This is a genomic window from Butyrivibrio sp. CB08, assembly GCF_003625485.1.
GTDB lineage: Bacteria > Bacillota > Clostridia > Lachnospirales > Lachnospiraceae > Butyrivibrio.
In genome coordinates, this window is record NZ_RAIR01000006.1 from 195,504 (window position 1) to 218,349 (window position 22,846).

19 protein-coding genes and 2 tRNA genes are annotated in these 22,846 nt (G+C 45.1%); 17 read left to right on the forward strand and 4 right to left on the reverse strand.

The genetic code is table 11. The annotated features are described in order from the left end of the window. Together D6855_RS12035 and D6855_RS12040 are read left to right on the forward strand one after the other, a co-directional pair. Positions 1-1,125: a DUF3810 domain-containing protein gene (locus D6855_RS12035; RefSeq protein WP_120741413.1), complete on the forward strand. Its 1,125-nt coding sequence runs from the start codon at positions 1-3 to the stop codon at positions 1,123-1,125. A 31-nt stretch (positions 1,126-1,156) separates the two neighbouring features. Continuing rightward, entirely contained in the window at positions 1,157-1,843 is a 687-nt protein-coding gene (locus D6855_RS12040; RefSeq protein WP_120741415.1) for a hypothetical protein, read from the forward strand. Here the strand turns inward: D6855_RS12040 and D6855_RS12045 are convergent. The 3 genes from D6855_RS12045 to D6855_RS12055 all read right to left on the reverse strand — a co-directional run bounded on the left by D6855_RS12045 (position 1,823) and on the right by D6855_RS12055 (position 3,351). Continuing rightward, entirely contained in the window at positions 1,823-2,293 is a 471-nt protein-coding gene (locus D6855_RS12045; protein ID WP_120741417.1) for a Fur family transcriptional regulator, read from the reverse strand. The genes D6855_RS12040 and D6855_RS12045 overlap by 21 nt on opposite strands. A gap of 18 nt (positions 2,294-2,311) precedes the next feature. Beyond that, positions 2,312-3,208, reverse strand: coding sequence for a putative manganese transporter (locus D6855_RS12050; protein ID WP_120741419.1), 897 nt, complete (start codon positions 3,206-3,208; stop codon positions 2,312-2,314). Positions 3,209-3,280: 72 nt separating this feature from the next. Continuing rightward, positions 3,281-3,351 (reverse strand) — tRNA-Gly (locus D6855_RS12055). A 228-nt stretch (positions 3,352-3,579) separates the two neighbouring features. On the opposite strand from D6855_RS12055, the gene sufC reads away from it, so the two are divergent. The 5 genes from sufC to sufU are packed head-to-tail and all read left to right on the forward strand — an operon-like array spanning position 3,580 to position 8,607. Next, entirely contained in the window at positions 3,580-4,335 is a 756-nt protein-coding gene (gene sufC / locus D6855_RS12060) for a Fe-S cluster assembly ATPase SufC (protein ID WP_120741421.1), read from the forward strand. 1 nt (position 4,336) lies between these two features. Beyond that, complete coding sequence (gene sufB / locus D6855_RS12065; protein WP_120741423.1) at positions 4,337-5,749, forward strand: Fe-S cluster assembly protein SufB; 1,413 nt, start codon at positions 4,337-4,339, stop codon at positions 5,747-5,749. Positions 5,750-5,763: 14 nt separating this feature from the next. After that, a complete protein-coding gene (locus D6855_RS12070) occupies positions 5,764-6,933 on the forward strand; it encodes a SufB/SufD family protein (protein WP_158589519.1) in 1,170 nt (389 codons plus the stop codon). Between the two features lie 17 nt (positions 6,934-6,950). Next, positions 6,951-8,171, forward strand: coding sequence for an aminotransferase class V-fold PLP-dependent enzyme (locus D6855_RS12075; protein WP_120741427.1), 1,221 nt, complete (start codon positions 6,951-6,953; stop codon positions 8,169-8,171). Next, complete coding sequence (gene sufU, locus D6855_RS12080) at positions 8,161-8,607, forward strand: Fe-S cluster assembly sulfur transfer protein SufU (protein WP_120741429.1); 447 nt, start codon at positions 8,161-8,163, stop codon at positions 8,605-8,607. Before D6855_RS12075 ends, sufU begins: the two co-directional genes overlap by 11 nt. 377 nt (positions 8,608-8,984) lie before the next feature. Here the strand turns inward: sufU and D6855_RS12085 are convergent. Then, a tRNA-Lys gene (locus D6855_RS12085) sits at positions 8,985-9,057 on the reverse strand. Positions 9,058-9,245: 188 nt separating this feature from the next. Here D6855_RS12085 and D6855_RS12090 point away from each other — a divergent pair. The 10 genes from D6855_RS12090 to D6855_RS12135 all read left to right on the forward strand — a co-directional run bounded on the left by D6855_RS12090 (position 9,246) and on the right by D6855_RS12135 (position 22,778). Continuing rightward, positions 9,246-10,013 carry a TatD family hydrolase gene (locus tag D6855_RS12090; RefSeq protein ID WP_120741431.1) on the forward strand — a complete coding sequence of 256 codons (768 nt, stop codon included), beginning with the start codon at positions 9,246-9,248 and terminating at the stop codon, positions 10,011-10,013. Between the two features lie 30 nt (positions 10,014-10,043). After that, a complete protein-coding gene (gene rsmA / locus D6855_RS12095) occupies positions 10,044-10,901 on the forward strand; it encodes a 16S rRNA (adenine(1518)-N(6)/adenine(1519)-N(6))-dimethyltransferase RsmA (protein ID WP_120741433.1) in 858 nt (285 codons plus the stop codon). 58 nt (positions 10,902-10,959) lie between these two features. Then, positions 10,960-14,022: a tetratricopeptide repeat protein gene (locus D6855_RS12100; RefSeq protein WP_120741436.1), complete on the forward strand. Its 3,063-nt coding sequence runs from the start codon at positions 10,960-10,962 to the stop codon at positions 14,020-14,022. Positions 14,023-14,045: 23 nt separating this feature from the next. Beyond that, positions 14,046-15,968: a 1,4-alpha-glucan branching protein GlgB gene (gene glgB, locus D6855_RS12105; protein ID WP_120741438.1), complete on the forward strand. Its 1,923-nt coding sequence runs from the start codon at positions 14,046-14,048 to the stop codon at positions 15,966-15,968. 63 nt (positions 15,969-16,031) lie between these two features. After that, positions 16,032-19,127: a DUF6240 domain-containing protein gene (locus D6855_RS12110; protein WP_147368143.1), complete on the forward strand. Its 3,096-nt coding sequence runs from the start codon at positions 16,032-16,034 to the stop codon at positions 19,125-19,127. 28 nt (positions 19,128-19,155) lie between these two features. After that, positions 19,156-20,343 (forward strand): flagellin N-terminal helical domain-containing protein, encoded by a 1,188-nt coding sequence (locus D6855_RS12115; protein ID WP_120741442.1) that lies wholly within the window; start codon positions 19,156-19,158, stop codon positions 20,341-20,343. 39 nt (positions 20,344-20,382) lie between these two features. After that, positions 20,383-20,859 carry a flagellar export chaperone FliS gene (locus D6855_RS12120; protein WP_120741444.1) on the forward strand — a complete coding sequence of 159 codons (477 nt, stop codon included), beginning with the start codon at positions 20,383-20,385 and terminating at the stop codon, positions 20,857-20,859. Between the two features lie 272 nt (positions 20,860-21,131). After that, positions 21,132-21,524, forward strand: a complete 393-nt coding sequence (locus D6855_RS12125) for a prepilin peptidase (RefSeq protein ID WP_256372314.1) — start codon at positions 21,132-21,134, stop codon at positions 21,522-21,524. Beyond that, positions 21,521-22,540, forward strand: coding sequence for a hypothetical protein (locus tag D6855_RS12130; protein WP_120741448.1), 1,020 nt, complete (start codon positions 21,521-21,523; stop codon positions 22,538-22,540). The genes D6855_RS12125 and D6855_RS12130 overlap by 4 nt, the downstream gene beginning before the upstream one ends. Continuing rightward, positions 22,530-22,778 carry a hypothetical protein gene (locus D6855_RS12135; RefSeq protein ID WP_120741450.1) on the forward strand — a complete coding sequence of 83 codons (249 nt, stop codon included), beginning with the start codon at positions 22,530-22,532 and terminating at the stop codon, positions 22,776-22,778. Before D6855_RS12130 ends, D6855_RS12135 begins: the two co-directional genes overlap by 11 nt. Positions 22,779-22,846: the final 68 nt, after the last annotated feature.

Genomic DNA, 22,846 nt, shown 5'->3' on the forward strand with positions numbered 1-22,846 from the left:
GTGAAAAAGTTTAGCATAACAGGATTCCTTGTGGGCATAATGCTTGGTGTGAGCGCAGCATTAAACGTGGCAGCCTGGATAAGCACAGGGTTTTCTGATCTTTATACTAAGAAAATATTCATGGTGATCATGGAAAAGTACGGAAGATTAACCAGCAGAGCGCCCTTTTCCGTAGGGGAGATTATGCTGATCGTATGCTTCTTGCTTGTTCTGGCACTTTTGGCGTACCTGGTATTATGGCTCATTTCCGGCATCAGATCTGCATTTGGGAAAAGAGATAGCTCTTTTTCCAAAGTGTTTGGCAAAATCATGGCGGTATTCCTGTCCTTTGTGGTCCTTCTTATGACTTTAAACTGCTTTATCCTGTACCACTGCAGCCAGGTTGCGGTGGCTGAAAACCATAGAGATGACTACACCGTTGAGGAGCTTGCAGCCTTAAGGGACTTCCTGGTAACTAAATGCAATAAAATGGCTGAAGAGATGCCAAGAGATAAAAAGGGAAATGTTGTCTACGAAGGTGACATGAAGGAGATGGCAAAAGCATCCATGAAAAACCTTGAAGGCAGCTATGACAGGCTTGGAGGATTCTATGTTACCCCCAAGGAGCTGACTTTTTCAGGGTTTATGAGCCAGCAGTATATGCAGGGGTACTATTTCCCTTTCTCCATGGAGGCCAACATCAACAAAGAGATGTACATCATGAACAAGCCATTTACCATGTGCCACGAGCTGTCCCACACCCACGGATACATCTATGAGGACGAGGCGAATTTCCTGGGCTTTCTTGGGTGCGTAAAATCTGAGGATGAGATCTTTAACTACAGTGGATATCTGGGAGTTTTGGCCTATGTGAACAATGACTTCTACAAGTCGGTATCTGAAGAGGAATACAAAAGTCACGTGGCAATATCAAAGAGAGTTCGCTACGACAGCCAGTTCCTTACAGACGAGGCCTGGGAGGAAGTTGAGAAAAGAGCTATCCTTGACACGGAAACGGTTAAGAAGGCAGCAGACACCTTTATAGATACGAACCTTAAGGCCAACGGAATATCAAGCGGAAAGGCCAGCTACAGCCATGTGGTTGGGCTTCTTCTAGACTATTACAGCGAGAACCCGTATAATTAGACCTTGTTAGATTAAGATTTTGGAGATAGAAATGACTAGAAAAAAGATCCTTATACCAATACTTATAGCAGCCATGGCGCTTGCGTTCACAGCCTGCGGACCTTCAGATGAGAAGCTGGCTGAGGCTGAGACTGCAAGAAATCTTCTTGTGGAAGCCAAGACCGGAGCGGAGGAGACCTATCTTAATATAACAGATGAGTCCCAGAAGAGCGCTCTTGATGAGCTCTCCGAAAAAGAAGCCCAGATAGAGGCCATGGACTTTTCCAAGATGAATGATAAAAAGATCGATGAGATCCTTCCTGGGATAAATGAGCTCACCGAGAAATACCAGGGCATTCAGGGAAATCTTTCTGATACGTTAAAGACAGAGACAGAAGTTAAAGTAGAAAAAGAAAAGCACACTGAACTGACAGTGTACTTTGTAAATAAGACAGGATTAAACCTGTCAAAGATTGTACTTCATGATCTTACTCAGGACAGCTACAGCGATAACTTCATTGGCGATGGAGTGCTCCTGGGTGACGGATACACTCTCATGGGAGCTGCTCTTGATATCTACGCTGATAGCAGTAGCTGGGAGTTTATCGTTGCTGATGAAGCTGGTACAGACCACATTCTTACCTGCGACAGCTTAAAGGGTATCAGCAAGGAAAACACTCCTGTTGAGCTTACTTACGACCCTGCTACCGGAGAGGGATCAGCTGTTTTGTCCCATTAACTGTCTGCATTTTGTGCAGTAGCCATAGATCTCAAGCTGATGTCCTGTAACCTGGAAGTCAGGGATTGATTCCTTGATATCACCAGCGATATCGTGAAGAGGACAGGCTTTGATCGGAATCTTGGTGTGGCAGTTAAGGCACACAGCGTAGTGTTTGTGAGTCTCTCTTTTGAGCTCATATACAGCGTTGTCCTCAGTGGACAGCACGGTCTTTATCACAACGCCTGCCTTTTCAAAAGCCAGGAGGTTTCTGTAAACAGTAGAAAAAGCATATTTTTCTTTTTCATCGCTCTTACCGAGGATGTCAAAGATCTCAGCAGCCGAAAGAGGCTGGGAGGCAGAGCAGAGGACTTTCAAAATGTCTACTCTCTGTCTCGTTTTTTTTATGCTTTCCGGAAAAAATTTATCAATAACTTCATCAAATGAACTTGCGTGGATTTTGCTGTTCATCTCTTTTACCTCAGATAATTAAAAAGAAATTCCTAAAAGATCTACGATCATTCCTGCTACAGTACCAATTACAAACAGTAAAACTGCGATGTTGATGTTCTCTTTCTTTTCAGGATTAACTCTAAAGAGAACAAGAAGGCCGATACCTGCACCAACAAAAAGTCCGGACATCATGGTTCCCAAGGTGATCATGGAATCCATGTAGAGAGTTGTTATAAGAACTGAAGGTGCACAGTTTGGAATAAGTCCTATAAGGCCAGCAAGGATGTGGCTAATGATAGGATTGGTCTTAAGGAGCATGGAGAGGTGCTCTTCTCCGATGAGCTCGATAGCAGTGTTGAGGATAAGGGTCAGGCCAAGTACAAACAGGAAAATGTGGAAGGTATGAACAAAGGCTGACTTGGCAATGCCCTTAAATGATGTGTCCTCGTCGTCATCGCAGTGGCAGTGCTCTTTTTCACAGAGCTCGCTGATGCGGACAGGGTCGTCGATGGCCTTGCCCTTTGCTTTGTGATGGGCGTGAACAATAAGGTCGATGGCAAAACCAGCGATAATACCGACAAAGGCCTTGAGAGCAAGGATCTTCACCATGGTTGCTACAGGGAACTGCTCAGATATCAAAAGAGGTATCATCTCGTCGGAAGTTGAAAGGTAGATGGCGATCAGAGTTCCAAGGGTAATGACACGTCCTGCGTACAGGTTTGAAGCTGCAGCTGAAAATCCGCACTGAGGAAATGCTCCAATAAGGCCTCCAAGGAGAGGTCCAAAGTGCTCAGTCTTCTGGACAACAGACTCTGTGAACTCAGCGGTCTTGTGCTCCAAATATTCCATAAGTAAATATGTCACAAAAAGGAATGGCAGTATCTTAACTGAGTCGATGACTGCATCCAGTACTATATCTAAAACCAGTTCCATTGAAATGTCCTCCTTGGTAATTGCAAATGCAAATCATTTGCATTTGGAAAATGGGCAAAAAAATAAGCATTAAGCGGGTGATGGGAATCGAACCCACGTATCCAGCTTGGAAGGCTGGTGTTCTACCATTGAACTACACCCGCATGGTGCTGACAAGATGTTATTTTACTTAACTTTATATGGTATGTCAAGGGCTTTTATGGTAAACTTTTCTTTGGCTTGTGGCAAAAAAGGCTACGTGCCAAAATCTAAGCCGATTGACAAGTATAATGTGCGGTGCTATCATTTTCCTACCAAGTTGCTAGGAAAAGTTAGCAGCGCCAGTTTTTGCGTGTTAATAGTAATGTTTTTTATAAAGAAAGGAAATACACATGTCAGAGCAGTCTTTGTTACAGGTAAAGGATTTATCAGTTTCTATCGATAATGAACTTCCTATTCTCCATAATATCAATCTTGATATCAAGCCAGGTGAGACCCATGTACTTATGGGACCAAACGGCGCAGGTAAATCAACTCTTGGATTTACCCTTATGGGAAACCCACACTACTGCGTAACAGGCGGTAAGATCCTCTTTGAAGGAGAAGATGTCACTGATCTTTCTGCTGATAAGAGAGCCAAGGCAGGAATGTTCTTATCTTTCCAGAATCCATATGAAGTACCAGGTATCTCAATGGGAAGTTTTATCAGAAACGCTTACCATTCTCTGACAGGAGCACCTGTTAAGCTTCTTCAGTTCCAGAAATCCCTTAAGGCTTCAATGGAAGTTCTTTCTATGGATGAGTCCTACGCAGACAGAGATCTTAACGTAGGTTTTTCAGGTGGTGAGAAAAAGAAGGCTGAGATCCTTCAGCTTCTTATGATGAACCCTAAGTTCGCGATCCTTGATGAGACTGATTCAGGTCTTGATGTAGACGCAGTCCGCACAGTATCCAAGGGTATCGAGGAGTATCAGAAAAAGAAAGACGGCGCTCTTCTTATTATTACTCACAGCACCAAGATCTTAGAGTCACTTCACGTTGATTACACTCACGTCCTTGTTAAGGGAGAGATTGTTCACACTGGTGACGGAACACTTGTTGATGAGATCAATGAGCATGGTTTTGAGAGATTTTTAAAAGAGGATTAATATGAGCGACAACAAGCAGATTGTGGCAGATATTGACCACAGCTTATACGATTTTAAAGATATAGAAAACGAAAAAGACTTCTACAGAATGGAAGAAGGCCTTACCAGAGAGACTGTTCTTAAGGTTTCCGAGGAAAAGAATGACCCTGAGTGGATGAGGGATTTCAGACTTGAGTGCTTAAAGCTCTACAACGAGATCCAGATGCCAAACTGGGGACCAAGCATTGAAGGCCTTGATATGGATAAGATCTCTTCCTATGTTAGACATAAGTCTGACATGAAGGGCAAGTGGGAGGACGTTCCTGAGGATATCAAGAACACCTTCGAGAAACTTGGAATCCCACAGGCCGAGAGAGAATCTCTTGCAGGCGTTGGAGCCCAGTACGACTCCGAGCTTGTTTACCACAACGTTAAGGATGAGGTTGCAGCTCAGGGCGTTGTCTACACAGACCTTGAGAGCGCACTTAGAAGTGAGTATGCAGACATGATAAAGTCTCACTTCATGAAGCTTGTTCCTCCTACAGACCACAAGTTTGCAGCCCTTCACGGTGCAGTATGGTCAGGCGGATCCTTCGTTTATGTTCCAAAGAACGTTAAGGTTGAGATCCCTCTTCAGTCATACTTTAGATTAAACGCTGCAGGCGCAGGACAGTTTGAGCACACGCTTATCATTGTTGACGAGGGCGCTGACCTTCACTTTATCGAGGGATGCTCAGCTCCTAAGTACAATGTAGCTAACCTCCATGCTGGATGCGTTGAGCTTTACGTTGCCAAGAATGCAAGACTTCGTTATTCAACCATTGAGAACTGGTCCAAAAACATGTACAACCTCAACACCAAGAGAGCACTTGTTGAGGAGAACGGTATCATGGAATGGGTATCAGGCTCTTTTGGCTCCCATACATCATACCTGTATCCTATGACAATCCTTAAGGGTGCAGGCTCCAAGATGGAGTTTACAGGAATCACCTTTGCGGGCAAGGGACAGAACCTTGATACAGGCGCCAAGGTAGTTCACCAGGGAGAGAGAACAACTTCTGTTATCAACACCAAGTCAATTTCCAAGGATGGCGGAATTGGAACCTACAGAAGTAGCGTTACTATCCAGAGCACAGCCAAGAAGGCTAAGGCTTCAGTATCCTGTGACTCTCTGATGCTGGACAGCATCTCAAGGGCAGACACAATTCCTGGAATGGATATAAGGACCAGCGATGCAGATGTTGGACACGAGGCTAAGATCGGAAGGATCAGTGATGAGGCTATCTTCTACCTTATGTCACGTGGAATCAGCGAAGAGGATGCCAAGGCCATGATCGTAAGCGGCTTTGCTAATCCTGTATCCAAGGAGCTTCCACTTGAATACGCAGTTGAGATGAACAACCTGATCAAGCTCGAGATGAGCGGAAATGGCTGATAAGAGGACAGATGATGAGTAAGGATTTAAACATGAAAGTCAACGTTCTGCCAGTTACCACTTACAATTTCCTTCATGTTAACGATGGCAGACTTGAGATAAAAGATATAAATTTACAGACTGGGGACGCTCCAAAGGCCAAGGCAGTTCCTGCTGGAGTAACTCTTAAGGAAAATGTTCCTTTTGAAGAGGCTGGAGAAGTTTTCAGAGCAAATAAGGACAGGATCCTTTCTTTAAAAGAGACTATGGTAAGCCCCAACTGCGAGACAGCAGCAAGGGACGAGAGCCAGGCAATCCGCACAGGAATGGGCGCGGATGTGGACAAGCTCTTTTCCGAGATCGGTGGAACCTGCGATGTCTACACAGTAGATGAGGACGCCAAAGTAGAAGAGCCTATCGTTCTTCGCCAGGACCTTACAGATGGATTTGGCGGTATTAACAGCCAGGTCATCCACGCTAAAAAGGGATCAGAGGTTACAGTTGTCATGGCTTACACTTCTGAGAAAGCGGCAGGCGGATTTCTTGGTGTCAGCACCAGACTCCTTGCTGAAGATGGTGCAACCATCAACCTTGTAAAGGTTCAGATCCTTGGAGATGGATTCGTTCACTTTGATGATATTGGCGGAGCCTGCTTAAAGAGTGGCAGGATCAACCTCACAGCGTTAGAGCTTGGAGGAAAAGAGATATTTAACGGCGCTTACATCAACCTTTCCGAGAAAGAAGCTAGCTTTTACAGTAACCTTGGATACCTCTCAAGAGACGACCACAAGCTTGATATGAACTATGTGGCTGATCAGAGAGGAAAAAAGACAGATGCCTCCATGCAGTTTAAGGGAGTTCTCATGGGAACAGCCCAGAAGACTCTTAGAGATACTCTGGACTTTAAGACCGGAAGCTCAGGATCTGTTGGCGATGAGCAGGAGGATGCACTTCTTCTTTCAGAGGATGTTGTAAACCGCACCATGCCAGTTATCCTTTGCCAGGAAGAGGACGTGGAAGGAAGACACGGAGCTACTATCGGACAGCTTGGTGAAGACCTTCTATTCTACATGCAGTGCAGAGGAATTGATGAGGAAGAGGCTAAGCGCATCATGATCAAGGCCCGCCTCGAGAGCGTTGCAAGACTTATCCCAGATCCAGCCATCAAGCAGCTGGTTCTGTATTATATTCAGCAGATAGTATGATTTTTTAAGGAGATCTTATGAAGACACTTGCACAGTGCCGTCAGGACTTTGATATCTTAAATTCCGGCGAGTACGTTTATTTTGATAATGCTGCTACCAGCCAGAGACCAAGGCAGGTGCTGGATGCTGTTTCGAACTTTTACAAAACAGCCAATGCCAATCCTTTAAGAGGTCTGTATGACTGGAGCATGGAGGCAACAGAGCGCTACGAGAGCGCAAGAAAGACAGTGGCAGACTTTATTGGTGCCAAGGCTCCTGAGGAGATCATCTTTACAAGAAACACCACAGAGTCCATCAACCTTGTGGCATACAGCTATGGCCTTGATAACGTTAAAGAGGGCGACGAGATCGTCATCACTGTTATGGAGCACCACAGCAACATGCTTCCCTGGCAGATGGTTGCCAAAAAGAATGGCGCAAAGCTCATTTACCTTGAGCCAGATGAAGAGGGTGTTATTTCCAGGGAGGAGTACACATCCAAGATCACAGACAAGACTAAGATCGTTGCAATTGGCTACGTTTCAAACGTAATGGGCATTACTAATCCTGTAAAAGAGATCACGGAGTACGCTCACTCTAAAGGCGCTGTTGTACTTGTTGATGGCGCTCAGGCTGCACCGCATATGGCTGTAGATGTACAGGCTATCGGATGCGACTTTTTTGCCCTTTCAGGACACAAGATGCTGGCACCTATGGGAATAGGAGCGCTTTATGGCAAGATGGAGCTTTTAGAGAACATGGAGCCATTCCTTAGAGGCGGCGAGATGATCGAGTACGTCACAAGGGAAGATGCGACCTACGCTGAGGTTCCTCACAAGTTCGAGGCAGGAACAGTAAACGCCGGAGATGCAGTTGGACTTGAGGCTGCTATTAAGTACATTCAGGAAATCGGATTTGAGGCTATCGAGGAGCAGGAGCAGAAGCTCACAGCTCTTTTGATGGAGGGAATGAGTAAGCTTCCTTATATTAAGATATACGGATCAAAGGATCCCAAGAAACACTGCGGAATAGTTACATTTACCATGGATGGAGTTCATCCTCATGACTTGGCTTCTGTCCTTAATGATGATAAGGTATGTATAAGGGCAGGACATCACTGTGCACAGCCACTTATGCAGTTCATTGGTGCAGGATCAACTGCCAGAGCCAGTGTGTACTTCTACAACACTGAAGAGGAAGTTAAGGTATTTTTGGACAGACTTTTCAAGGTCAGGGAGGTAATGGGATATGGAGCTTAAGCAGCTGTACAGAGAAATCGTTAATGAACACAACCTTCATCCGGTACATAAAAAGAGCATAGATTCTCCTGATCTTGTGATGAGGGGAGTTAACCCAAGCTGCGGAGATGACATTACACTTAGCCTTAAGGTTACAGATGGAGTCATCACAGATGCAGGATACGAGGGATCTGGATGCGCCATTTCACAGGCTTCTGTGGATATGATGGTGGATCAGATCATTGGTAAGAACAAGGATGAGGCTATCAAGCTTGCTGGAACCTTTATGGGAATGATAAAGGGAGAGATCACTGATGAGGAGAGCCTTGAGGCTCTTGATGAGGCAGCTGCCCTTCAGGATGTGGCTCACATGCCAGCAAGAGTAAAATGTGCGGTGCTTGGATGGCACACAATGCAGGAGATGCTGGAGCATCCGGAGACGTGCGCGTCAAAGTGAACCATGCGAATAAAATAATAGGTATCAGCGGGAGCTTGCTCACGAACTGATACCTATTTTTTTATTCATACGGCGAACGCCGCGACAACGAGGAATTGGCGAAGCCAATTTCGAGTCTGGCGGCATGGTTTACAGTAAATGAGAAGTGCCGACAGACTCGGATTGCAAAGATCGGCACCACGCCAGATTCGGAATGCTGCGCATTCCTCATTTACGCGGCGTTCGCCGCATAAATTAGAAGAGATAACAAATTGCCCTTAGATGTGCAAGCACCTCACGGACACTTTGTTATCTCTTTTATCTTGCGTGGCTCACTTTAACGCGAAAAGAAAAAGTACCATCCCCATGAGATATACTCACGAAAACAGTACTCGGCGTGCACCGCCAGGGTCTCGAACCCTGGACAACCTGATTAAGAGTCAGGTGCTCTACCAACTGAGCTAGCGGTGCATTCGTTATTGCGGCTTGTTGCCGTGTCTTAACGACAAGTGATATCTTACTACGGCATGAAGAATAATGCAAGCACTTTTTTAAAAATTTTTCAATTTTTTTTAAATCTCTTGTTTCTATGCGTTTTCAGCGGGGATGATTTATGGTAAATTATATGGGGAAACTTGTAGGAAACAAGAGGATTTTACATGATTTTTGATACCCATGCTCACTATGATGACGAGCAGTTTGATATAGACAGAGATTCCCTTCTTTTATCAATGAAGGAGAATGGAATTGGAACAATAGTAAATATAGGCGCCAATTTGAGGTCCTCACAGACCACTTTGGAGCTGGCACATAAATATGACTTTGTTTATGGGGCAGTTGGAGTGCATCCAAGCGACAGTGCTGAGCTAAGTGACGATAATTTCGATCAGATAAGGCAGATGAGCAGTGACCCCAAGTGCGTAGCTATTGGAGAGATCGGACTTGACTACTACTGGCCAGAGCCAGACCACGAGACACAGAAGAAATGGTTTGTAAGGCAGCTTGATCTGGCAAGAGAGGTAGGACTTCCAGTTGTTATCCACTCAAGGGATGCAGCGGCTGATACCGTGGATATTCTAAGGGACAACAAGGCGGGTGAGCTTGGAGGCGTAGTACACTGCTTTTCCTATTCCAAAGAGGTCGCAGCAGAGTGTGTCAAGATGGGCTTCTACATCGGAGTTGGAGGTGTTCTTACCTTTAAGAATGGCAAGAAGATGAAGGAAGTGGTCTCTGAGATCCCTATTGAGAGGATCATTTTGGAGACTGACTGTCCGTATCTTGCACCGGAGCCCAATAGAGGAAAGCGCAACAGTTCTTTAAACCTGCCATATGTGGTTACTGCCATGGCGCAGATCAAGGGAATAAGCGAAGAAGAAGTTATAGAGATAACAGAGCGAAACGCCAGAGAAATGTACAGGCTTAAGTAAGCTCTTTTTCATAAACAGATTGGAGAATGTATGGCATATTTAGGAAATGCGGCCCGCACCAAGGAGGTGCTCGCCAAGTACAACATGAGTGCCAAAAAGAAGTTTGGACAAAACTTCCTTATAGATAGTCACGTGCTGGAGGGAATTGTTGAGGCAGCAGGAGTGACAGAAAACGACTGCGTACTGGAGATAGGTCCCGGAATCGGAAGCCTTACCCAGTATCTGTGCGAGGCAGCAGGCAAGGTCATGGCGGTGGAGATAGACAAGACCCTTATTCCGGTTCTTGCGGATACCTTGTCTGAGTACAGAAACGTCACAGTTATCAACGAAGATATCCTTAAGGTGGATCTGGACACCATAGTTGCTGAAAATGGTGGCAAGCCCATCAAGGTCGTTGCAAATCTTCCATATTATATTACGACACCTATTATAATGAAGCTCTTTGAGAGCGGCGCCAAGATTGAGAGCATTACAGTCATGGTGCAAAAAGAGGTGGCGGACAGAATGGCAGCTGGCCCAGGCAACAAGGACTACGGATCGCTGTCACTGGCAGTTGGATATTACGCAGAGGCCAACACCGTGATGGACGTTCCACCAAGCAGCTTTATCCCGCAGCCGGGGGTTGGATCTGCGGTGGTGAACCTGGTGAGATACACTGAGCCCAGGGTAACAGTTAAGGATGAGAAGTATCTGTTTGAGATAGTCAGGACCTCTTTTAACCAGAGGAGGAAAACGCTGTCTAACTCGCTTTCTAACAACCCTTCTCTTGGGGTTTCCAGAGATCAGGTCCAGGAAGCGTTAGTTAAAATGGGAGTGGATGAAAAAGCAAGGGGAGAAATACTTACTCTTGAGCAGTTTGCAGAGCTTTCAGATATTTTACAAAGATAGAGCCCTATGTTAAACTAGCACTAGATATAGTATTTGTTGCACCAAAGAGGAGTATATTTTGGATAAGGTCGAGTATAAAATCCGAGCTGATGAAATAAAAGCTTTGATTGGGGAAGGCAGATATGCCGAAGCGGTTAAAATAGCAGACACCATAGACTGGAAGCGTGTCAGGAACGTTACAACCCTGTGCACCATCAGTGATCTGTACAAGATAAACAGACGTCTTCAGGAGAGTAAGGACATCCTTCTGATGGCTTATGACAGGCATCCCACTGGAAGGCCAATAGTTTACTCTCTGTGCGAGCTTGCCATCAAGATGGGCGAGTTTGTTCAGGCGGTGGAATACTACAAGGAATTTGTAAGGATCGCTCCAAGGGATACAGGCAGATATATCCTTCAGTACAAGCTCTACGAGGCCCAGGAAGTCAGCCTTGAAGAGAGGATCGCAGTACTTGAGGAGTTTAAAAAGCACGACTACAGAGAGAAGTGGGCTTACGAGCTTGCTTACCTCTATCATAGAGTAGGTCTTACTACAGAGTGCATCGAGGAATGTGATGAGATGTTCCTGTGGTTTGGAGAGGGCAGATATGTCATGAAGGCGCTGGAGCTCAAGGCCCTTCACGAGCCACTTTCTCCAGAGCAGCAGGACCGCTACGTCAGATACAAGCAGAGCCATGGCGGAATGGTAGATGCTTCCATCGTTTCTGAGAAGGACGAGGTGGGCAAGGACGAGACAAGAACTGTTGAGATCAAGCAGCCCACAAAAGAGATGCCTCCTATCACAGATGATGTCATCGCGGCCTACACCCAGAAAGCAACAGAAGATGAAGAAGAGGATCTTGGTCAGACAAGAGAGTTTGTGCCTGGCGAAGTCTCTTTTGCTGTGGACAATCCTGAGAACCAGGAGGAACCTGCACAGGAAGAGCCAGCAGAGAGAGACTTTGATGAGATCGTTTACCCTCATATCAGCGAGATAAAAGAGCCTTCAGTTGACGTTAGTACATACAACACCATTAACCTTCAGGAGTCCCTGGCACAGAGCCTTCGCGAAGTTATTGGGGACGAGGCTTTTGAAGATGCACCAGCGCAGCCAGTAGCCCAGCAGGTAGAGCCTGAGCAGGCAGTTGCGCCCATCACTGAGGAGATCTTCGAGGATACAGACGAGATCCCTGAGGAGCTTACAGAAGATACCGATCCCGAGGAAGAAACCTTTGAGGAAAAAGAGCCTTCAGAGGAAGTTGGCGGAATGCAGGAAGTCTTCTTTGATACCGACCCTAAGATGGGCATCGAGATAAAGTACGGCGGAAATGGACCTATCCTTGGCGAAGAGAAAAAGCCAGAGCAGGAAGAGCCCGAAGAGGAAGCAGAGGAGACAGAAGAGGAAGCTGTAGAGGAGCCAGCAGAGAGCGCTCCTGTTACCAAGCAGCCTTTTGTCTACGAGGAAAAGCCTCTTGAGGATGAGGTTCCTGGAGCTGTAATCCATCCAAATGCCAACTATCAGATGCACAGTCACTTTGAGACTATGCTTGCCCAGGAGTATGACGGCCAGATAAGTCTTGCAGTTGAGCCTGAGCCAGAGGTTGAGAAGCAGATCACAGGTCAGATCAGTATTGCTGAGTACCTTGATAACTGGGAGCAGTTCAAGAAGGACCAGCAGCAGAAGCAGTTTGACAGAGTTAAGAAGAGAGTAGCAGAAGAGACTGGAGACATGTTCGCGGACTTCGATGAGAAGACCAAGGCAGGACTTCAGGAAAAGATAGAAAAAGCCATCAACGATGCCATCAAGAAGGAAAGCTACGAGAAGGCATCAGGCAGAGGCAACTGGAACGTCAAGAGAGAAGACGTTATCAACCAGGCAGTTGCAGAGGTTATTGAAAAAGAGAACATCGAGCCTTCTGAGGAGTATCCAGAGGACGAAGAGTTCTTCAATGATGAGGAAGCAGGAACAACTGAGCTTCCAGTAGAAGAGGTAGAAGAGGCTGTTTCTGAGCAGGAAGAGCCAGAAGCACAGGCACCCGAGGCCGAGCCTGAAGTTCAGGAAGCTGAGGAGCCAGAGGCTGAAGCTGCATCTGAAGAAGAGCCAGAATCTGGCAAGGAAGAACCAGAAGAGGCAGCAGAGACAGAATCAGAAACTCCTGCAGAAGAAGCCTCAGCAGAAGAGACTCCAGCAGAAGAGGCTCCTAAGGCAGAGGAAGAGTCTGAGTCAGAAGATGATGAAGACGAGGATGACGAAGAGGACGAGGATGACGAGGAAGAAGAGAAAAAGCCTGAGCCTCCTAAGTCAGAAGCACCTTCCAAGAAACCTGCAGAGCCAGCTAAGAAGCCATCAGGCAAGAGACACATGGGCAACAGAGAGCTTGAGGAGCGTGTAAGAACCATGACTCCTGAAGAGAAGGAGCTCTTTGGACCATATATCCACCACAAGAAGTCAAGAAGACAGATCATCAACGCCATCGACAACCTCAGCATGGATCCATTCTCTGGAAATGCCATCGTTACAGGTGAAGAGGGCGCAGGAACAGTTAACCTGGCAAAGGGCCTTATCAAAGCCATGCAGGCATCTGATTCCAACTTCAGTGGTAAGGTTGCAAAGATAACAGCCAACACCCTCAACAAGAAGAGCACAGCAGGCATCTTTGACAAGCTTGCAAACGGCGCTCTTATCATTCAGAGGGCAGCAGATCTTACACAGGAGACAGTCAGCGAACTTCTTAAGATCCTTCAGGAAGAGAACAAGGGACTTGTCCTTGTTATGGAAGATACCAAGGAAGATATGGACAGATTCCTTGATAAGAATCCTTCCCTTAAGCAGAGCTTCAACGTAAGAGTTGATATTGAAGCTCTTGATGACGACTCTCTTGTCGCATACGCAAGACAGTACGCCCTTGAGAAGGAATTCTCCATCGACAACCTGGGAATCCTTGCTCTTCACACAAGAATTTCAGAGAGACAGACTCTTGACCACGATGTAACAGTATCTGAGGTAAAAGATATTGTGGACGACGCTATCTATTTTGCTGAAAAGAGATCTGTTGGTCATTTTGTAGATGTATTAGTTCACAAAAGATACGACGAAAATGATATGATTATATTAAGAGAAAAAGACTTTATGCATGATTAAAATTTCTTAACGCAGGGGGCAACATGAATCATAAGGTATTTATTTCTGAAGACGACGAGTATCTATTTGGTCAGGGAACACACTACGATATTTACGATAAACTTGGCGCACATCCATCAGAAGAAAAGGGCAAGAAGGGCTATTTCTTTGCTGTTTGGGCACCAAATGCAGCAGATGTCCATGTAGTTGGAGACTTCAATGGATGGGATGAGAATGCCCACCAGATGGTAAGGACCAAGACTGGCAACATCTGGACACTCTTTATTCCTGGAGTAGGGATTGGGGAGCTCTATAAGTACCTCATCACAACCCAGGATGGACGTAAGCTCTACAAGGCAGATCCTTATGCAAACTTTGCTGAGCTTCGTCCAGGCAATGCTTCAAGAACAACTGACCTGTCAGGCTTTAAATGGACTGACAGCAAATGGTACGACAACTTAAAGGACAAGGATGTTCAGAAGCTTCCAATAGCAATCTATGAGTGTCACATCGGATCCTGGATGAAACATCCTGACGGAACTGAGGACGGATTCTACACCTACAGACAGTTTGCGGACAGGATCGTCGAGTACTTAAAGGATATGAAATATACCCACATCGAGCTCATCGGAATTGCTGAGCATCCTTTCGATGGTTCATGGGGTTATCAGGTAACAGGATACTATGCTCCAACTTCCAGATACGGAGAGCCTAAGGACTTCATGTATCTTGTGAACAAGCTTCACAAAAATGGAATCGGAGTAATCCTCGACTGGGTACCAGCTCACTTCTGCCCAGACGAGTTTGGTCTTGCAACCTTTGACGGAACCTGTATCTATGAGCATCCAGACCCAAGAAAGGGCGAGCACCCAGACTGGGGAACAAGGATCTTTAACCTTGAAAAGCCAGAGGTTAAGAACTTCCTTATCGCCAATGCTCTTTACTGGATCCGCAAGTTCCACATTGATGGCCTTAGAGTTGATGCTGTTGCATCTATGCTCTATCTTGACTATGGCAAGAAGGACGGCCAGTGGGTACCTAATAAATTCGGTGACAACAAGAACCTTGATGCAATCGAGTTCTTTAAGCACTTTAACAGCGTAGTAAGAGGAACATATCCTCAGATCCTTACAATAGCTGAGGAATCAACAGCATGGCCAAAGGTTACAGCTAAACCTGAGGATGACGGTCTTGGCTTTACCTTTAAGTGGAACATGGGATGGATGCATGACTTCTGTGAATATATGAAGCTGGATCCATACTTCAGGCAGGGAGCTCATTATATGATGACCTTTGCCATGAGCTACAATGATTCCGAGAATTATATCCTGCCACTGTCTCACGATGAGGTGGTTCATCTTAAGTGTTCCATGGTTGAGAAGATGCCAGGCTATAAGGTAGATAAGTATGCTAACCTTCGTGTTGGCTACACATACATGTTTGGTCACTCTGGCAAGAAGCTTCTGTTCATGGGACAGGACTTTGGTCAGGAGAGAGAGTGGAGCGAAAAGAGAGAGCTCGACTGGTTCCTCTTAGACAACGACCTTAACATGGGCATGAAATCCTATGTTGGAAATCTTCTTGAGATTTACAACAAGTATCCGGCTCTTCACGAAGTTGACAATGATTGGGGCGGATTTGAGTGGATCAATGCCGACGACAAGGGCCGAAGCACCTACAGTTTCTACAGACGTGCTTCTAATGGCAAGGACAACATCTTATTTGTTTTGAATATGACACCTGTTGAGAGAAAGGGCTTTATGGTAGGAGTTCCATTTGAGGGAACCTACACCCATATCCTCGACAGCGCTGAGGAGAGATTCGGAGGACCGGGAAGCAATATCCCACCTAAGATCAAGTCCATAAAGGGGCTTTGCGATTACAAGGATTACAGTATAACCTTTGATCTGCCGCCCTATGGAGCTGAGGTTTTCGTCTTCCAGACTCCTAAGCTAAAGAAAAAATAACCTCGTGCCGAAATAGAAGGTGATGGATATGATCCGTTACCTTCTATTTTTTTAGCGAGGCGCATGATGAATATAAACTTCCAGACTATTACTGGTCAGAAGACCAGTGGGGATCAGATCCTTTCAAGCACGGAGGCTTTGGGAAGGGCAGTATCAGGACAGACAAAGCAGATTCAGACAAATAATAACAGCTATGCTCTGGATATTGATGCAACAGGCTTTACCAACAACGCCTATGCAGACCACCAGAGAACTATAGATGATATCAGCTCAATGGCTGAAAACAAGGATGTTTTCGCGGAGCACAATTTCATGTCACTTATGGCCAACACCATGTCCGAGGAGGATTATGGCAAGGCTCTTGAGGACGGTTTTGATCTTAAGGATGTTAACAGCAAAGAAGCTGTGACTATCGTTGATAAGATCAAGAGCGTTCTTCTTCAGTCGGGCGAAGTAGTTGCCGGATACAATGATGATCTTAGCATTGATAAGCTAAGAAAGATCACTGGAAGCGACTCTTTAGCCAATGCTCTTAAAAAGAGCTTTCAAGAGAATGACATTCCACTGACTCAGGAAAATGCAAAGGCAGCCACTCTTGCCTATGAGCAGATTGCTGACATCAAAGAGCTTGATGATGCAGCAGTCAAGTTCATGGTGCTCAATAACATGGCGCCAACAATAGAGAACATCTACTTTGCAGCGCACAGTACCAACGGACTTAATGTCTCTGGTAATGGCTTCTATGCCCAGGAGGCAGGCGGCTACTACGCACAGAAGGCAGAGAACATCGATGCAAAGGCCCTTGAGCCACAGATAGAAAAGATAATTGAAGAAGAGGGTCTTGACCCTAAGGATAAAAACTTAAAGGAAGAATCCCTTTGGATGGTATCTCAGGGAATCCCTCTTACAGGAAAGAACCTTGAGCTTGTAAAGAACATCAAGAGTGTAAACTTCCCTATTACTGAGGAACTTGGAGCAAAGGCAGCAGCTGCAGCCATAGCTGATGGCAAAAAAGCTATCAAAGGAGATGTAGAAGATCCTACATCCAACCTTCAGAAGGCAGCAGAGATCCTTGATAAAGTAGAAAACATCAGTGATGACGATATTAAGGACACCATAGCAGCAGGAAGACTTATCAATATAAGAAACCTTACAACAAGCTTTTCTTTAAGTTATTCAGCAGTTGCAGAAAACGACGAGAGACTTGTATCTGCAAGACTTCACCTTGAAGAAGTAAGACTTCAGATGACAGTTCAGGCAAACAAGGCCCTTTTAGACAGCGGCTTTTCCATTGATACAGCTCCAATGGAAGATCTTATCGAGAGACTTAAAAACATCCTCTCAGCTACAGGCGAAGAAGTAACAGGAAAAGCTGTGGATGAGATAACAGATGTTAAACCTTCAAACGCTGGATTCGTTGCAAGAATGACTCTTACAAGAGTTTCAGTTATTGCAAATGGCCCTGCGGACGTAGTAGGAGCCATGGCTGATGATCTCAAGGATGCATCACTGTTTAAGATCAGCCAGGTTGCAGAAGCCAAGATTGCGAGCTTCAAGGCAGCAGGCGAGGGCTACGAAAAGCTCATGACTGCTCCAAGAGCAGACCTTGGGGACAGCATCAAAAAGGCATTTAGAAATGTGGATGACATCCTCGATGACCTTGGGCAGGAGCTCAATGATGAAAACAGAAGAACAGTAAGAATCCTTGGCTACAACAGGATGGAGATAAATGAAGAGAACTTTGAGAAGGTAAGAAGCTGGGATAGCAAGCTTCAGAGTACTCTTGAGAGACTTAAGCCCGGCGCAGTATTTGACCTTATCAGACAGGGCAAGAACCCTCTTTCAATGACTATTGAAGAGCTCTCACAGAACCTGGATCAGAACTCACAGTCAGGAGAGCAGGATAAGGGCAAGAGCGAAGAGAGATACGCAAAGTTCTTATACAAGCTCGAGCACAAGGGTGAGATCACACAGGAGCAGAGAACATCTTTCATTGGTATATACAGACTGTTCCATACATTGAAGACCAGTGACTATCAGGCAATCGGATCTCTTTTAAAGACTGATCAGGAGATGACCATAGGAAATCTCTTAAATGCCACAAGAAATCAGAAGGCCTCAAGAAGAGGCATGGACTACAAGGTGGATGATGACTTTGGCGGTCTTTCAGTAAAAGAAAGAGACTACTCACCAAGGATCGATGAGCAGATAGAAACAGCCTTCAGGTACTACAGGTCAAAGGCTGAGACAGTATATGAGAACCTTGAACCTGAAAAGCTGATGCAGACTAAAGTGACGGATAATACTCTTTTGCCAGAGCTCGCTGATGACCTTAAGAGAGCTGATATAGATGGGGAACTGGAAAAAGAGTTTGTAAGGCAGCAGATGCAGGAGATCAGGCAGACTGTTTCCAGTAAGGCAGCAGAGCCTGCAGCAAAAGAGATGACCCAGGCGGGCATCGAGCTTACTTACAACAATTTAGAAGCTTATATCTCGGAAAAGAGAGATCGCAGAAGCGGAAACATCTGGAAGAAGACGGAAGACTTCGAAGAGAGGCATCTTCTTGCGGATTCTCTATCAGAAGACGATTATCAGGACGGCTATGTAAAGATTTTGGAGAGAATGTCCGATAATTTATCTAGAGAGCTAATGAATGCTGATGACACCTACATTGATGTCAGGGCGATAGCTCTTTTACAGAAACAGATATCTGTTATGACAAAGAATGCAGAGAATGACAGCTATGAAGTGCCGGTTGAGATCGATGGACAGGTTGTCTCAATGAACGTAACACTTAATAGCGACGAAAGTCAGAAATCAAGGATGGACGCCAGTGTTCAGACTGATGAGTACGGACTGCTGACCTTAAGACTCTTTGTTGAAGAGGAAAGCATCCAGGGAATGCTCACAACCACCAATGGTAAGAACCAGTGGGAGTCAGAATATCTGGAAACTGTTAGAACCAGACTGTGTGAGAGAATTTCAGACAAGCTACAGGATGTAGTTGTCAGCGAGGAAAACATCGCGATTCTCTACAACGCGCAGAACGTACCTGCTTCGGTAGGTGTGGTTAACAAAGCCATGGAAGGCGAACAAGCAAAACAGACTGACACAAAAACACTTTTAACTATGGCAAAAGCCTTTATTGAGGCTTTGTGATCACACATCAAAAAGAAACGAGGTAGGCATGAAAGTAAATTATAACGTATCTGCGATGATTGCAAACAACGCTCTTCAGAAGAATGACAAGCTTCTTTCAGAGTCTCTTCAGAGACTGTCCAGTGGTCTTAAGATTGCAAATGCCAAGGACAATCCTTCAGGCCTTGCAATGTCCAGAAGAATGAATTCACAGATCGAAGGTCTTGGAGTAGCCAACGACACATCAAACGATGCTATTTCAATCGTTCAGGTGGCAGACGGAAGTCTGTCTGAGATCCATGAGGTTCTTCAGAGAATGAACGAGCTTGCGATCAAGGCCAGCACTGGAACCCTTACTGACAGCGACAGAGAAGCGATCCAGTCAGAGGTTACACAGCTTAAAGAGGAGCTTGAGAGAATGGCCAACACAACTCAGTTCAATGGCCAGAGCATTCTCGATGGTTCATTTGACCTACGCGGATACGCTACAGTAGGAGAGAACGTTGCAACAGCAGTTACAAACCCTAACATCAGTGTTCTTACATACTCTGACAATGTAGCAGCAGGAACCTACCAGATCACAGGAATAGATGTTAAGTACCTGAACCTTATTGGAACAACAGGTGTTGATAAGAAGGGTATCTTCTTTGAGGAAGGCAGCGAATCAGGCATCGAGATCAATAGAGTTCTCCCTGATGGAACAACAGAAAGATACATGACAAATGGTATGCAGGCTACTATCAACGAGGACATATTAACACTTAAGGACAATACAGGAAAAGAGATCCAGATTCAGATAGACGAGACCTTCAACGGAACACTTAACCTCGAGCTCACAGGAAAAGGCGCAATGACCATGCAGGTTGGTGCCAACGAGGGACAGACTCTTGATATCAGGATCCCTAAGATCTCACTTTCTACTCTCGGACTTTATAACCTTGATTTTGCAAACGTTACTGGTGCACAAGAGGGAATTGAGAGCATAAAGAACGCCATCACAAAGATCAGCACCATCAGATCAAGCCTTGGTGCTTATCAGAACAGACTTGAGCACACAGTAAGCAACCTTGACATCACAGTTGAGAACATGACAGCAGCTTACTCAAGAATCATGGACGTTGATATGGCAGAGGAGATGACAACCTACTCAACACAGCAGGTTCTCTCCCAGGCTGGAATCTCAATGATGGCTCAGGCCAATGAAAGACCATCACAGGTTCTTCAGCTCCTTCAGTAATTTGCAGTTAACGTGAGCGTTTCGAGAGAGGAATAAGTTATGACACTTGAAAAGAAACAGGAATTTACCCTTAAGATCACTCAGGCCAATAAAACTCAGCTGATCACCATTTTGTACGAGATGGTAATGGATTATCTTGATGAGGCCATAGATGCATTTGCAGTTGGTACGAGAGATGATGCGGAAAAGAGTATCAGGAATGCCCAGAACTGCATCGACGAACTGATCCATTCCCTGAATATGGAATATGAGCTGGCAAGAAACTTACACAAGATCTATATCTTCTCTAAGAAAGAGCTCTCTGGAGCCTATGCTACTGGCAATATCCACAGAGTATGGAAGGTGAAAAAGAACTTTGAGTCCCTCCATGAGGCTTATGTAGAGCTTGAAAAATATGACGAGTCAGAGTCTATCATGGACAACACCCAGAAGGTTTACGCAGGTCTTACCTACGGAAGATATGCTCTTAACGAGGATATCACAGCAGTTTCCATGAACAGAGGACTGATGGCTTAAGAAAATCTTAAGATATTAATTTTTCTTCAAAAATAAGAAGTATTGTGAATAGAAATTATCGGATTAGCAAAGAGCGGGAAAAGTTACTTCCCGCTCTTTTATTGTTTTGGATGGAAAATTGGGTTGAAAAAGAGGGGCATTTTAATTCTTAAGATTTTGAAATTGTCAGAATTTAAGGGGGTTTACAAAGAAAAAACCTCGTGTTAGATTCTTTTTGCGAGCTCGACAATCACTATTGAAAGGGGTAGATCTATATAGTCGCAATCTTAATATTGTTTTTGACTGGAGCCGTGTTCACGGATCTTTTCAAGGACAGGATATTTAACGCCTGGGTAGTTCCAGCTATGGCCACCGGCGTTATCTCATCAATAATTCAGGGGCCTGACAGGTTATTTCAATCTTTGTCGGCCATGGGGGCAGCACTTCTTATCCTGCTTCCAGTCTATTTTCTAAAAGGCATTGCAGCCGGAGATGTGAAGCTCTTTATGTCAGCAGCATCTTTCTTATCTTTAAGCGATACGCTTTCATGTATCCTCGTATCATTTCTTATCGCAGGTGTAATATCAGTCGCGGTGATCATTCTCAAGAAAAATAAACAAAAGACTATTCATTTTGCAGTACCAGCACTAATATCCGTCTTATTCGTTATTGGAGGTGTTCTATGATGGGCAATATTCTTGCCATTTTTGACCAAAGCGAAATTTATTCTATGAGACTTTCTGAGTATCTAAGGGAGCATTTAAAGCTGGCCTTTGAGATACAGACCTTCTCGGTGGAGGAAGAATTTAATAGCTTTTTGGAAAGCGAAGAGGTTTCTCTTCTAGTGGCTTCAAGCCTTGCAATACAGGACAGTGAAGATCTGATCAGGAAAAGGTGCGGATCAGTTATGATCCTTGAGGAGGAAGATTTTAAAGGACCCTCCAGATGGGATCAGGAGGATGGCTTTTTTCACATGAGCAAGTTCCTGCCGGCTGGCAAGGTTCTGGAAAAGATCCTGGAGGTCTGCATGGAAAGGCCTGAGAGATTTCCTGATCTTGGGATAAAACATGAGGGAAATGTATGTAAGGTCATCGGACTTTATACACCGCTTTCAGGAAGCGGGCAGACCACCCTGGCAGTTCAGATGGGGGAGCAGCTTTCCAAAAATGGGAAAGCGATACTTATCAGCTTTGAAAGTTTCTCGGCTCTGACAAAGTCTTTTGACAGCGAGGCACTGCAGGATATTTCAGATATGATGTACTACGCAGACTGCGAGAGGGATAAGTTCTGTATCTATCTTGAGAAGATAAAAGTCAGAAAATACGGACTTGATTACATTGCACCAGCAAAAACTGCCATGCAGATCAAGGAGATGGGAGCAGATAAGGTGAGAGATCTGATAGCTCTTTTGGCTGAGGAAGCTGGATATGAATATGTGATCCTGGACCTTAAGGATTATCCTGATGGATTCTTTGAGATACTTAATATGTGCGATGTGCTGTACACCATCAACAGAAATAATTCCGCAGATCAGTATCGGATGGGTAAGTACAACAGGGTGCTTTGTGAAAACGGCTACGAGGATGTGTTAAGTAAGACCATAAAGTGCTTATTCCCGGATGAAAAGGGCGGAGCTTCCTACAAGAGATATGTAAGAGAGCTGATCGAGAAGGGCCAGGGGGTACTTGGTCTTGGAGCATAACGTAGACAGCGTCAGGGCCCAGATCAAGGCGGAGGTTGTAGGAGGTCTTGATTTTTCCAGGGAGATAAATGACGAGGAGCTCTTTGAACTGATAGATTCTAATATGACACGGCTTCTTAAGAACAAAGCCATGTCAGTCAGCGATAAAAAGAGTCTTCGGATGAACGTCTATCATTCCATAAGGAAACTTGACGTTTTGCAGAGCCTTATCGATGATCCATCTATAACTGACGTGTGAAGGCAAGCAATAATACAATGTAACGAGAATGGATTCCCTAAAACTGCCTGTTTTAGGGCTTTTTTTAA